Source organism: Microcoleus sp. Pol17C6 (genome assembly GCF_036701145.1).
Lineage (GTDB): Bacteria > Cyanobacteriota > Cyanobacteriia > Cyanobacteriales > Microcoleaceae > Microcoleus.
The window spans coordinates 1-14368 of sequence record NZ_JAUBQH010000097.1 but is presented as its reverse complement, the minus strand read 5'-3'; the positions used below and the strand labels follow the sequence as shown (position 1 = coordinate 14368).

Sequence of the window (14368 nt, the reverse complement as noted above, 5' to 3'; positions counted from 1 at the left end):
GGATATACAACATTAGACTCTGGATAAAGTTGGTATGCCGTTGTTTTATTTTATCCAGAGTGATGAAAGAGCGATAAACGCATCGGCAAATTACAAATTACCCTTAATTAATTTAGATTACTTTCCTGAAAGTAAGGTTGATTCTTGGTTCAGTAACTTTGGCTGCTTTCGGGATTTGGTGTTGCCAAAAATGCTGGGTTGCTCCTTTCATCAGCAGGAGGCTTCCAGGAGTTAATTGAATTTCTAATTTCGTTTCTTTTTGGTATTTGTGCCTGAGCATAAAACGACGAGTAGCCCCAAAACTTACAGAACCGATCGCTGGGTTTTCACCAAGTTCTGATTCATCATCACTGTGCCAAGCTACACTATCTTTGCCGTCGCGATATAGATTAAGCAACACGCTGTTAAACACTGTACCTGCTATTGCTTCTATTTTAGATTTGATTGTTATGAGTGTAGGTATCCATAGATTAGGCTCCATTTTTATTTTGGAGTAAGTGTAAGATTTACCTGCATCTCCGTACCATGCGCTAAGTCGCGGTATAGCGACTTGCTTGCCAAAAAGCAGAGCCACCTCTTGCTTCCAATTAATAGTGCCGTACAATTCCGCAAATATCTCGTTGCTCTCATTGTTATTGAAGAAGTCGCGGTACATGATTATTTCGGCATCAGGCAGAGATAATTGCTGACCGTGCTTCTGGCTTTCTGCTTTTGGCTCTTCCCACAATGAAAGTTGAGTATACATAAATCTGCTCGCTGATTACGTTTTACTGAAATTTATAAATAAGCTGTTCGACATCTAAACTGCATTAACTCGCGTTACCTTTATTTTTTATTTTTCGGTTCCATTTCATAATTAGTCCTCCTTCATTTAACAGTTTATGTAACAGTGCTTCTAGTTTTTCAATGGATTCAAATAATCTATTAGCAACATATTCCTTGGCGGAATGCCATACTAATTCAATTAAGTTATAGTCAGGGCTATACTTTGGCAAAAACTCTATGATTAGATTCGGCATCTCGGACGCTATTTTCTGCAAAGTCTCTGCTTTTTTATGAAAACTAGCGTTGTCCAAAATTATCACAAACTTACAGCCCTTATCTTTAAAGTCTTCTGCTAAATTTCCTTGCAATATCCACTCGGATTTTAAATCTTCATAAAAAGTTTTCAGCACAGCATAAAAATTAGCAGAATTACCAGATGGAATAAAATCTACCCATCTTTTTTTGTCTGAGTATCTCACTCCACCCATAACATTAATACGACCTTTTCGTCGGTCTCCTCTTTTATTACTTCGAGTCCCTTTTTTACACCAGTTTTTCCTTCTAATTACTCTTAAACTAAATCCACTTTCGTCCCAAAACCATACCTGCAATAGATTTGGAAATTCTTTTTCTATTTTTAAATACTCAGCTAATTTATCTTTAAATAAACCCCTTTCTACGGCATCTTGCTTATCCTTCAAGCTGTATTTAGCTCAAAGGTAAACATACTTTTTTGATTTTAAAATTCTCCTTACTTGGGTACTACTCAGCTCAATTCCTGTCTGCTCTCCTAGATATATTGCAAGTCTAGCTGTTGTCCATCTTCCGAACTCATAACCATATTTTTCAGGGTCTACTTCAACTGTTTCTAAAAGTAAATTAATGTATTTCTCTGTAGCTTTTCGGTAATTACCCTTCATCCTGTTATCTTTAAAACTGTCTAAATTTTCAGGATCACCATGAACGCTCCAATAGGCAACTTTTCTGAGAGAACATCCAATTAGTTCAGCAGTTTGAGCTGGTGTATTTCCGTTATTTAGTAATAAAAATATGTAAGGATTCAGGTCTAAAAACTTGCGGCTCCAACGCTTGTCTGGCAAGGGTTGTAGGGCAAAATAAGGGTTTTTGCCTTTCGTGGTTGATTGTCAATAAAGGACGAAAAACTGTCATTTTTTGTCTTTTATTGAGAATAGAGATTTATTTAGCATCAAGCTCCAGATCTAAAGTCTTTGCCCAGCAAGGAGTTCAGTGACCTGAATCCTTACAAAAATATTAACGCTCTTTGTCGAATATCTGGATGCTCATGGTCTTTTAATGCTTGTTGCAGAGTTTCCTTTGTTTCTGAACTGAGGAAGTTTTTAGTAGGCATTGACTTGATCGGAAAATTATCATATTATACCATACAATATGCGTTTTAGATGCTGAACAGCTTATACAGTTGCTGACAGAAGCAATGCCCAGCTTTACCATTAATCATGTAAAGCTAATTTTAGCATTTTAACAAGACAAGGATAATTACTTTTTCCAAACTTACAGCTAATGTTGCATACCGAATTGGGCGAAAAGTATAGGATATGTTTTGGTATGTTTTTACACAGGGACATAAGTTTAGATAATGCCAGAAAAATTCGGTTACTCTTGCTTTTGCCTTCCTTGCCCGCGATCGCTGCTGTGATCGATCTTGACCTAATCCTAGTCCTCAATGAAGCGATCGCCCTTCACATCACTCTGAGGCTTTCTGCTTACCCGCCACAAACTCCCGCAGCCGCAACAAACTAGCTGTTTGCCCCAAATTTAGTGGCAGCAGCGACACTCCCTCCAACCGAGACTGCACTCAACCGTCGCCCCAATACCACTCGTGAAAAATGAAAATGATCTCCCCTTCCAACAATGTAGCGATCGAGTTTGGGACTGTTCCAATTAATCTAAATTGTGTTGCCGATCTTTAATTTTTGTGCTGCGACTCATCAATGCAGACTGACAGCGTTCCCAATAAATTTTAGAGACGCGATCGCCGTGATTCTGACCCCAACACTCGGAAAACATCCCAGTCGCCTCAGCTAACTTCCCTTGCAAGTAATTTGCCCTAGCTTCTGCAAACAATTCCAGCGTAGCTAACTTGCCCGCTTTGATTTCTGGCGTGTCAGCATCAAACACCTCATAAACTGTTACTAATTCAGATTTTCCCTTGACTTTTACCGTATCGAGGGTGCGGATTGCGTACAGAGATGGATTTTCTAAACGCGAGTAAGTTGACTGGGTGATTAATAGCGACACCCCATAATTTTTCGTCAAACTTTCCACCCGAGAAGCTAAATTCACCGCATCGCTGATTACCGTCCCGTCCATGCGATTTGGTCCGCCCACCGTTCCCAGCATCAAAGTTCCAGTATTGATGCCAATCCCAATCTGAATCGGTGGATAACCACAATTGGCGCGATTTTGATTGTATTCAACGAGGCAGTCCAACATGGCAATTCCCGCTTTCACAGCATTATCCGCCTCGCCGCTAAACAGCGCCATAATCGCATCGCCAATATATTTATCAATAAACCCCTTATTTTCATTAATAACAGGTTCCATACGAGAAAGATAGGAATTAATAAATTTGAAATTATCCTCCGGTGTCATACTTTCCGAAAGCGTAGTAAAATCGCGAATATCGGAAAATAGCACCGACATTTCTAACTGCACTTGGTCGCCCAATTCCACCTCTATAATGCTTGCTTTCTCTAGAAAGTGGAGGAATTGATTCGGGACAAAACGCTCGTAAGCTTTGTTGAGTTGGAACAGTTCATTGGTAAACCTGATTCGCTCAGTTTCGGCTTTTTTGCGCTCTGTGATATCTTGAAAGGCTACAATTGCATAAGAAATATTGTCGTTTTCATCATAAATTGGTGTACCCCAAGCTTCGATCGGAATAATCTTGTTGCCTTGGTGAATTTCCATATCATCTACAGTGGCACTTTTGCCACTCAACGCCCGCGTAGTTGGCAATTCGGCAGAGGGATATTCCTCCTCTGTTCCAGCTTGATAGATTTGATAAACGTCTGGTATTTGCTCGGTGGTGACTTCCGGAATAACTCCTTTACCCAATAATTTAATAGCAGCGCGATTACTATAGTAAGGTTTACCAGAAGAATCCAGCACTGAGACACCTACTGGAATGGCTTCTAAAAATTGAGTCAGCCTGTTCTCACTTTCGCGGACTTCTGTATAGAGTTTAGAATTTTGAATCGAGATAGCCGCCTGTCCAGATAACACTTTTAATAGTTCCACTCTTTCAGGCGTAAAAGCTCCCGCTGTCAGATTGTTTTCTAGGTAAACAATACTAATGATTTGAGATTGATTAATCAGTGGCACACATAAAATTGATTTGGGCTGATTCTTTTGGATGTAGGGGTCGTTGGTAAATTGTCCCTCTCGGACAGCATCATCTAGTACCACGCTTTCTTGAGTGCGGGCTACATAATTGACAATGGCGGAGGAAAGTTCCTGACAATGTTCAACGGGGATGGACTGCAACACGGTGACTTGTTGGGAATTTATTGTGCCTTCAGCTTCAACTAACAGCTTACCCCGGCTTAATAAAATTAGATATCCTCTGTGTGCGCCTGCACTTTCAATCAAAATTTTAATTAAGATAGACAGTAACTTATCCAGCAGTATCTCGCCAGAAATTGCTTGAGAAGCCTTCATTACTGTGGTGATATCTAAGTTATTACCTGAACCAGTGATCGTCCCTGTTGCGGTATTTTTAGTGTTTTTATTTCCCTGTTGGATTGGTTTCAATAACTGGGTATATCGCGTTTCTAAATCTCTAACCTTCGCAGTGGCTCCCCATTGGGCATAACAATAATACGCCTCAATCATGTAGGTTTGAGCAATTTTTTCTTTGCCCCATTCTAGATAAAACTTGGCGGCTAGTTCGTTAGCTAATGCTTCTTCGTTGAGGAATTTATTGTCTTTGGCTCCAGAAATTGCGCGATCGTACATTTCAATTGCCTCAGCTTTATTGCCCAAAACTCGATTTTTTTCGGCCTCAACCAAATACCATTTATGCAGATGATTCATCGGAGCATTTTGGGCCCACTGTTGCAGAGTGGTTTGATGGGCTTCCGCCTGAGTAATAATTTCAGCTTGCTCGGTTTCTGGCTGTGTGGGGAAGAGTACCAAGTGCGCCAGGGCTGCATAGAAATGGAAAGCGGGAACAAGAACAAATCCCGATACTGCCATCAAATACGGCTTGGCTTGGGCAATATGGTCTAGAGCAGCAGTGTAATTGCTAAATAAGTAAGCAAGCAGCAATTTGTAGATGTAGGCCATAGCAATCGCCGTGAATTCTTTGTCCTGGTGGTGCTTAGGAATCATCACTCTTTCATCGTAGGCAGTTCCTATTAAACAATCCGGTTGACTTACGGTTTGCCTCAAATTCCACACCCTCTGCTGAGCCATATTCAAATAAGTCTGGGCAGAATATTGCTTTACCTGCGCCATGAAAGCACTGTAACCTGCTATTTCGACTCCCCAAGTTTCTAGTTCTAGCCCACATAAAAAGGTGGCAGAAAAGTAAATATTTATGCTGTAGCCAGCGTGTAGAAAATCGCCAGTTTCCATGCCTGTCGTGTAGCCATCTTTCAGCGTTGGTACCGTTGCCAAAAGAGCTTCTTGGCGATGCTGAATAAAGCAACTAAACACAAACAGAATCATGGACTTTAATTCGGGCACATTGAACCGATCGAGCAATGAAAGTGCCAATTTACCAAAGGCATAACCCGTTTCCACCTTTCCTAAAAAGGCACACAGAACCATCCCGTGCATCGCATACCCCACCGTCGATGCGGGTGCATTCCCAAAGGAGACCGATAAACTCACCATCGTGGAGGTAACTAGGGGCAGCAAACTCGGCATTGCTTGAAAAATGGGTGCACATAACATTCTTAAGAGTTGCATAGCTGCCCGAGTCTGTGGATTTGTCATCAAAGGCAAGTCAACCAGTTGCTCGATCTGTCTGCCCTGAAGTTTGCTCTTCAGGGTTTGTAGCGCTTTACCAATCGTGGCTTTGTCAGGTTCGCTGGGGAGATCGATTCCCAATAGTCGCAGGGCCTCTCTACCGATTGCGATCGCCTCCAACATCTGACTCTGAGCTGTGTTAGTAGCGATTTGAATTTCGTAAATTTTAACTTTGTCTAAAATCGTCTGAGCTTCTTGCAATACCAGCGCTGCTTTATGTTGCATGGCTTCAAGGTCAGCATTCAAATAGGCAGCTTCAACGGCAGCAACATAGAGACTCAAGGTCAATTCATACTGACTTTGCCAGCAGTTAGCGGTTAGTAGATCGATTCCTGTTTGCAGATAGATATTCGCCGCAGCGTAGGCGGTAGAATTTCTGGCTTTTCGTCCGGCTTCTAAGTTGAGTTGGGCTAAAAATTCCCGCTCGCTTGGGTGGCTGATTAATTCTTGCCCTAAATTCAAATGCCCGACAATATCAAACAGTTTTTCCTCTTTTTGCTTTTCTGAGTAATTTTGCTGAAGTAACTGTCCGATTTTGAGATGGGTGGCTTGTTTTTGGTCGTCAGGAATCAATGAATAAGCCGCTTGCTGAACGCGATCGTGCAGGAAGCGATAAGTTGGATTGGTAATAGACTCAGTATGGGATCGATCATCTGTTGGAATGAAGCATTTATAGCCTTCTGTAATGGGTAAAATGAGTTCTTCTTGCAAGGCTTTCCATAGTGCTGATGCTGTTTGTTCGGGTAATTCTTCGTTGACTATTGCCAATGTATCTAAATCAAACTGCGCCCCAATGCAAGCCGCCAATTTTAGAACATCCTGAGTTTTGGCAGGCAACTTCTGCAATTGCACCGCCATAAACTCCACCACATCCGAGGCGTGGGTAAGTCTAGCTTGAGCAATATCGCACTGCCAATGCCGTACATCCCAGTCAAAGATAATTTGGCCATCTTCATGCAATGCCTTGAGGAATTGAGTAGAGAAAAAGGGATTACCTTGGGTTTTTTGATAAACCAGTTCTGTCAAGGGTTCGGCCAAGGATAAATTACAAATCAGCGTATCTGCTACCAACTGATTGAGATCTCTTTGGCTCAACGGTTGCAGGGTAATAGTATTCACCACTGCCCCAGACTTGATAATCTCATCCACCGTCAACATAAACGGATGAGTAGGTGACACCTCATTATCCCGATAAGCACCCAACACCAACAGATGCCCCCTATCCTGCATTAACAGTTGTAGCAACTTCATGGATGCCGAATCTGCCCACTGCAAATCATCCAAAAACATCACTAAGGGATGTTCGGCTGTAGTAAATACTTGCACAAACTTTTGCATCAGCAAATTAAAGCGATTTTGGGCGGCAGTCCCCGACAGTTCTAGTGCAGGACTTTGAGCGCCAATGATGCGTTCTAATTCAGGAATTACCTCAATTAGCACTTGCCCGCTATCACCTAATGCTGTCAGAATATTGGTTCTCCATGTGTATAATTGAGCATCACTTTCTGATAATAATTGCCCCATCAATTCCCGAAATGCTTGCACAAATGCACTGAAAGGAATATTGCGCTGGAATTGGTCGTATTTGCCTTTGATAAAATAGCCCCGCTGTCGGGCGATCGGCTTGTGGACTTCGTTCACTACTGCGGTTTTACCAATTCCGGAAAAGCCAGCTACTAGCATCATTTCGGCGCTACCTGTACTGACTCGTTCAAAGGCTGCTAATAGACTAGAAACTTCATTTTCTCTGCCGTAAAGCTTTTCGGGAATCAGGAAACGGTCGGTAATATCCCGCATTCCCAAGGCAAACAGCTCAATGTTACCCGTTGCTTGTAATTGAACCAGACACCTTTCTAGATCATGCTTTAGCCCCCCTGCTGTCTGATAGCGCTTTTCCGCATTTTTCGCCATCAATTTACTGACAAGTTCAGACACAATTACGGGAACTTCTGGCTCGATTTCGTGCGGAGGAACTGACTGTCTAGCAATGTGGCAGTGAACCAGTTCTAAAGCGTCTTCTGTATCAAAAGGCAGTTTTCCTGTCAGCAATTGGTAAAATGTGACGCCGAGCGAGTAAAAGTCAGTGCGGTAATCGAGAGAGCGATTCATTCTGCCTGTTTGTTCGGGTGAAATATAGGCTAAGGTTCCTTCTAAAATGTTGGGGTTTTTCAGGGTTGGCGTTTCTCGCGTTAACTGAGTAGAAATGCCAAAGTCAATAATTTTTAATTGTTTCGTTTCCGGGTTGTAAACAATATTAGAAGGGTTAATATCTTTGTGGATGATGTTTGCCCTGTGAATTTGCCCTAAAATTTCAGTTGTGGCAATAGCGAGGATCAAAAATTCTTCTAGAGTAAACTTTCGCTGCTGCATCCAAATTGTCAAGGATTCGCCGCCAAAGTCCTCCACAAACATCACGAGGCTGTTTTGGTATTTTTGCAAGTCATAAACTCGCACCACTCCCACCTCTGTCAACTCTCGGGTGATGCGGTATTCGGTGCGGTAGCGCACCAATTCTTCAGGTGTGGGGTAGCTTTCTTTGAGCAGTTTGAGGATAATCGGCTGGTTATCTGCTTCCCGAATCGCCCGGTAAACTAGAGAGTTGGCGCTTTCATAGAGAAGTGTCACAACGGTAACGCCTGGAATCGAGAGCATATTGATTTTTTTGCTAAAAATTAACGCTAAGTCAAAAGGCACCAGCTTTGTCTAGAGCATAGCGCGTTACAAAAGCAAAAATAAGGTTTGTTAACAAATGTTGAGTTTTTTCGCTAATAGCCTGCAAATACTTTGTTGTAGTCCCGATTTCGATCGCCTAGTGGGTAGGATGCCTCAGCAGTCGATCGCACTTTTGCTTTGATTTTCAGCCCACATTACGCAGCCTGGAGTGTGACACAGCATAATTACGCAGAAAACTCTATTTTTAAAATAATAAATTATGGCTTTAAAACGTTTTTTATCAGTTAATGTACGGCATAAAACTACAAATTATAGCTTTATTGCTGGATAAAAATAAGTAAAAACCGATCGTGAGAGTTGAGAGTGCAGAATGTGATTTTCAGGTAAAGCAACCGCCCTGATGGTGACGAGGTTCTTAATCGCTAAGTTTACGCCGCAGTTGACCGCACTGAGCAACTAATACCTTAAAGTTATAATTGTCCGATACGTGCTCTGGCAGCTCAAACCTAATGAAACTAGCCTTCTTTTCTATACAGGGTGCTGCAATGCTAGCGATCGCAGCCACTATTTTGAGTACAGCGGCGGTAGAAGGACAACCCATTGTTCCCGCACCCGATCGCACTGGCACTACAGTCACGCCTAGCGGCGATCGCTTCAATATCACAGGCGGCCAAACTTCTAGAGATGGAGCGAATCTTTTCCACAGTTTTCAACAGTTTGGGCTTAGCGAAGGGCAGATTGCTAATTTTATTTCTACTCCCGCTATTCGCAACATCTTAGGACGGGTAGTAGGCGGCAATCCTTCTATTATTAACGGTTTAATTCAAGTAAGTGGCGGCAATCCTAACCTATTTTTAATCAATCCTTCGGGCATTATCTTTGGTCCTAATGCTAGCTTGAATCTTCCGGCTGCTTTTACAGCTACTACTGCTACTAACATCGGCTTTGATTCCGGTTTGTTCAATGTTGCCGAAGCGACGAATGATTACAGTACGCTGATAGGAAATCCAAACACTTTTTACTTTAATATCAGCCAACCGGGAAGTATCCTCAATGCAGGTAATTTAGCTGTTTTGCCGGAACAAAGTATAACTTTAATTGGCGGCACAGTTGTCAACACTGGTTCCCTCAATGCTACCCAAGGTAATATTATTGTCGCTGCTGTTCCCGGTGAGAATGGTGTTCGGATTAGTCAACAAGGGCATTTATTAAGTTTAGAAATAGGAGCTATTGACGGGGGATTGTTGGCACAGAATGGGCAATTATCTCTGCCTTTGTCTCTTCCGCAATTGCTTGCGGGCGCAGGTAGGAACTCTGCTACTGGTATCTCCGTTAACGGTGCAGGAGAAGTGGTTTTGACGGCGGGTTTGAAGGTGGAAAGCGGGGATGTGGCGATCGCTAGTTCTACTGTTAATAGTCAGAATGCTACACTCTCGGCAGCACGTAATCTCACTTTGGTAGAAAGCCAGGTACTTACTGAGAAGAACTTGTATCTGTTGGCAGGAGATACGGTGCGGGTGCGGGATGGAAATAACGCTTTCAGGGCGATCGCGGGCGGCAATCTTACTATACAAGGCAATCAAAATATTGATATCTTTGCGCTAAATTACCCTAGCCCTGCATTCCAATCCTCCGGGGATATCACATTATTGAGCAATGGCAATGTTTCGGGTGACGCTCACTTCGCTGCGGGTGGTAATGTAAGTATTCTCACATTGTCTGGCAACGGCGGCAGTTTTGTGAGTTTGTACGACCCGATTATTAGCTCGGATGGAGATGTGAGATTTGGTGATTATACTGGAACCTCACTTAAGGTAGAAGCAAAAGGTGCGATCGCGGCGGGAGATATTACTATCACTGGGCCAGATACTACTTTGTCAGGTTCCGCCGATCCAGATGCGGCGGTGCTTTCAGGTAGTGCAGCTTTAATTCTGCGCTCGGGCGTTTCGACTTTGGCGAATACTGCGAATTCGACTTTGGCGAATACTGCGAATCTGCCGCCGAATGTCACCGAAGGGGAGACATTTTTTGCTTCACCGGGTGTTGCTTCGGGCAATAGCATCGGAGTGGGAGCGATTTCGACAGCAGGCGGGCCTGTGATTTTGGAATCAGCAGGGGACATTGGGCTGGATGTGATCGCCACTTCTGGTGGCAATATTACCCTCAAAGCTGCTACCGACATCGCCGTTACAGGCACTCTCCAGTCTACTGGCGGCAGTATTGACCTCACGGCTGGCAATCTTCTCACAGTCAGCGGCACTTTTACAGATAGTAACGGTGTAAATGCGAGCATTTCCAGCGCTAATAATGGCACGGGCGGCGGCGCGATCGCGATTAGTCACGCGGGGGGCACGACTACACCTTTTATTGTCGGCGATGCGACAACCAATGGGACGACAGGAGCGATCGCATCAGGTTCGGAGACAATTTCGCCACAGTTCGCGGTGCCAATGACACCTAGCACTTACACTCAGGGCAATATTACTATCATTACTTCCGCGCCATCTCCAACGCCGGAACCTACACCATCTCCAACGCCGGAACCAACACCATCTCCAACACCATCACCTACGCCGGAACCAACACCATCTCCAACACCATCACCTACGCCGGAACCGACACCATCTCCAACGCCGGAACCTACACCATCTCCAACGCCGGAACCAACACCGGAACCTACACCATCACCTACGCCGGAACCGACACCATCTCCTACACCATCACCTACGCCGGAACCGACACCATCTCCAACTGCACAAGCAACACCGGAACCGACACCATCTCCAACTGCACAAGCAACACCGGAACCGACACCATCTCCAACCCCACAGCCAACGGCATCCCCATCACCTGCGCCATCTTTAATACCAGAACCAACGCCATCACCCGCACCATCTTTAATACCAGAACCAACGCCATCACCCGCGCCATCTTTAATACCAGAACCAACGCCCTCACCTGCGCCAATTCCACAAGCAATACCGTCTCCGATATTGCTTGGGCCCTCCATTGCGCCTGAAATGCTAGCGCCGATGCCATTACCTACTCCGACACCAACTTTATCTCCGTCTCTTGATGCCACCTTCCCTTTACCGGATATTTCAATTACCAACGCGATCGCGCAATCAGCTAACAGCAACAGCAACAGCAATAGCAACAGCAACGCGGCAGTTTCCGACTCAAGATCCCCTCTAGAAAGCAAAACGAACCAAGCCGGAATCATTCTAAATACGGTTAGTCTTAGCGATATCACACAACAGATTGATAAAGGCGATATCCCTCAAGCCAGTTTATTTGTCGATATCTTCTATAGCGAACAAGTAGGGTCATACGTCAACCAGCAAGTCAGGGGCGATTTGCAATCTTTTACGGCTATACAGCAAATAACTAGAACGATCGCTAGCCAAACAAATACTAAGCCAGCCATTATCTACGCCTTAGCCCGCCCTGAACAATTAGACTTGATTATCGTTCCCCCTACTGGTTTCCCAATTCATAAAAGCATCCCCGCCGCCCGGCGCGAAACTCTGATGCAAGTCGCCGCCAATTTCAGGCAAGAACTCCTTAATCCTATAAAAGTCAATACTCAGACGTATTTGCCAGCATCCCAGCAACTCTATCAGTGGATAATTGCCCCCTTAGAAGCCGAGTTAAAAGCTCAAGGTATCGACACCCTACTTTTTAGTATGGATGCGGGATTGCGATCGCTCCCCTTAGCTGCCCTCCATGATGGTTCTCAATTTCTAGTAGAAAAATACAGCATGGGACTTATTCCCAGCGTCAACTTGACCGATACTAACTATGAAAGCCTTAAAAATGCTGAAGTTTTAGCAATGGGGGCCTCGCAATTTACCGATAACAAACCTTTGCCAGCAGTGCCCGCAGAACTTGAGGCTATTGCCTCCGAATGGAAAAGCGAATCCTTCCTCAACCAAACCTTTACTCTCAACAATCTGAGGTCGCAAGGCACCACCCAAGCCTTTCGCATTATTCACCTCGCCACTCACGGAGAGTTTAAGTCAGGAGCAGCGAGCAATTCTTACATTCAGTTATCAGACACCAGGCTAACACTCGATCGCGTGCGCGAACTAGGGTGGAATCAGCCGCCTAAAGTTGAGTTATTGGTGTTGAGCGCTTGTAAAACTGCTGTGGGTGATGATGACACCGAATTAGGTTTTGCGGGGTTAGCTGTGCAAGCGGGGGTGAAGTCAGTTTTGGCGAGTCTTTGGTACGTCAGCGATGAAGGTACTTTAGGGTTAATGGCTGAATTTTACCATCACTTAAAGGTCGCGCCTATTAAAGCCGAAGCCTTGCGGCAGGCTCAAATTGCTATGCTCAAAGGTCAAGTTCGCATTGAAAATGGCCGTTTAATTTTGTCAAACTTAAATAAGGAGTTAGAATTGCCGCCAGAATTAGCTGAACTGACTAATGTAAATCTCTCCCATCCTTATTATTGGGCGGGATTTACGATGATTGGGAGTCCTTGGTAATGTTATGATCTCATTTCCCAGTACATGAGAACTATGTAATTTGTGGTGCGGGCCGGAGAGCCCGCGATTCTCTAGGATAGTGCGCTTTCCGGCCTGCTTTACTTATAAACTTATAATGCCGATGCCACCGGATTTGATCTGACTCGCCATTAGATGCTAATGAGTGCATAAGTCCTATTTGAATGAGACATATAATACTTAAAGAATAAAGAGGGAGCATAATGACACAGCAAAAAAATCTTTCAATTCTAGTCTTTATTGACTCAAATGTTGAAGATTACCAGAGTTTAATTAGCGGCGTTTCTCCAAAGGGTAAAGTAATTATTCTAGATGAAACGCGGGATGGCATTGAGCAAATTACTCAAAGGCTCGCAATTGAAAAAAATATAGAAGCAATACATATTATCTCTCACGGCAGTCCAGGTGTCGTACAACTCGGTGCAAATACACTCAACAGCAGCAATATAGAAAGTTTCGGTCATCAACTCAAACAGTGGCGCAAAGCATTAACAAATGGTGCTGATATTCTCCTTTATGGCTGTAATATCGCCGCCGATGTATCGGTGAAAATTGACAGCCCCGACATCTCCCACATCCCCCACACTCACCACATCCGCCAGGGGTTAAAACCCCTGTCTCATAGCTTAAGTCGGTTGAAACCGACTGAAAACAATCAAGACAATTTATTTATTCAGTCCTCTTCAGAGAACTTTCGCTATCAGACGGGGGTTTTAGCCTTCGACGGGACTGGTGTTAAATCGACTGGTGTTAAGCCCACAAAACCTAACCACTTCCTCCAACGTCTGAGTGAATTAACTGGTGCTGACATCGCCGCCTCTGCCAACCCTACCGGCAATGCCAAACTAGGCGGAGATTGGGAACTGGAAGTACAAATCGGCTCCATCGAAGCAACACCGATTCAGGCTTTAGCCTACAGCCACACCCTAGCAGCCACCGCTAACCCAGACAGCAAAGCCATTACAGTCAACTCACCCCAAGTTAGCATTAGCATCGACGTGCTCGCCAACGACACCGGGAGTTCCCGCGTCTCGGTGAATAGCATCACTACCGCCCCCACCAACGGCACCGCCATCATCAACGACTGGATATATGCGGGCGGCAATTTCACCACCATCGGGGGACAAGCCCGCAACAGAATCGCTCGGTTGAATAGCGATGGGAGTGTGGATGCTACCTTCAACCCGAATGCGAATAGTACAGTCAGAGCGATCGCCCTAGACAGCAGCGGCAACCCCATAGTGGTCGGCGAGTTCATCAACATCGGCGGACAACCCCGCAGCGGAATCGCCAAATTAAACCCCACAACAGGTGCCGCTGATGCTACCTTCGACCCGAATGCGAATAGTACAGTCAGAGCGATCGCCCTAGACAGCAGCGGCAACCCCATAGTGGTCGGCGAGTTCATC

Annotated in this window: 5 protein-coding genes and 1 pseudogene; 3 read left to right on the top strand and 3 right to left on the bottom strand. The window is 44.5% G+C overall.

Going from position 1 to position 14368, the window contains the following annotated elements; translation table 11 throughout:
- Positions 1–112 precede the first annotated feature (112 nt).
- Complete coding sequence (locus QUA25_RS27610) at positions 113–745, bottom strand: alpha-ketoglutarate-dependent dioxygenase AlkB (RefSeq protein WP_333042778.1); 633 nt, start codon at positions 743–745, stop codon at positions 113–115.
- 64 nt (positions 746–809) lie between these two features.
- A pseudogene (locus tag QUA25_RS27605) lies at positions 810–1817 on the bottom strand (IS630 family transposase); the annotation flags it as partial.
- A 532-nt stretch (positions 1818–2349) separates the two neighbouring features.
- Between QUA25_RS27605 and QUA25_RS27600 the strand changes: the two are divergent.
- Positions 2350–2544, top strand: coding sequence for a hypothetical protein (locus tag QUA25_RS27600; RefSeq protein WP_333042781.1), 195 nt, complete (start codon positions 2350–2352; stop codon positions 2542–2544).
- 141 nt (positions 2545–2685) lie between these two features.
- Here QUA25_RS27600 and QUA25_RS27595 read toward each other — a convergent pair whose 3' ends face one another.
- The gene (locus QUA25_RS27595; RefSeq protein ID WP_333042776.1) at positions 2686–8430 is read right to left on the bottom strand and encodes an AAA family ATPase; all 5745 of its coding nucleotides are present in this window, start codon (positions 8428–8430) and stop codon (positions 2686–2688) included.
- Between the two features lie 566 nt (positions 8431–8996).
- Here QUA25_RS27595 and QUA25_RS27590 point away from each other — a divergent pair.
- Together QUA25_RS27590 and QUA25_RS27585 are read left to right on the top strand one after the other, a co-directional pair.
- Positions 8997–12941: a CHAT domain-containing protein gene (locus QUA25_RS27590; RefSeq protein WP_445242196.1), complete on the top strand. Its 3945-nt coding sequence runs from the start codon at positions 8997–8999 to the stop codon at positions 12939–12941.
- A gap of 221 nt (positions 12942–13162) precedes the next feature.
- A partial coding sequence (locus QUA25_RS27585; protein ID WP_333042772.1) for a DUF4347 domain-containing protein occupies positions 13163–14368 on the top strand: 1206 nt, incomplete at its 3' end.

What these genes read in the sequence shown, in the direction of transcription:
- QUA25_RS27610 (WP_333042778.1), bottom strand. Translation starts at nt 745, where the DNA reads ATGTATACTCAACTTTCATTGTGGGAAGAGCCAAAAGCAGAAAGCCAG.
- QUA25_RS27600 (WP_333042781.1), top strand. Translation starts at nt 2,350, where the DNA reads ATGTTTTTACACAGGGACATAAGTTTAGATAATGCCAGAAAAATTCGG.
- QUA25_RS27595 (WP_333042776.1), bottom strand. Translation starts at nt 8,430, where the DNA reads ATGCTCTCGATTCCAGGCGTTACCGTTGTGACACTTCTCTATGAAAGC.
- QUA25_RS27590 (WP_445242196.1), top strand. Translation starts at nt 8,997, where the DNA reads ATGCTAGCGATCGCAGCCACTATTTTGAGTACAGCGGCGGTAGAAGGA.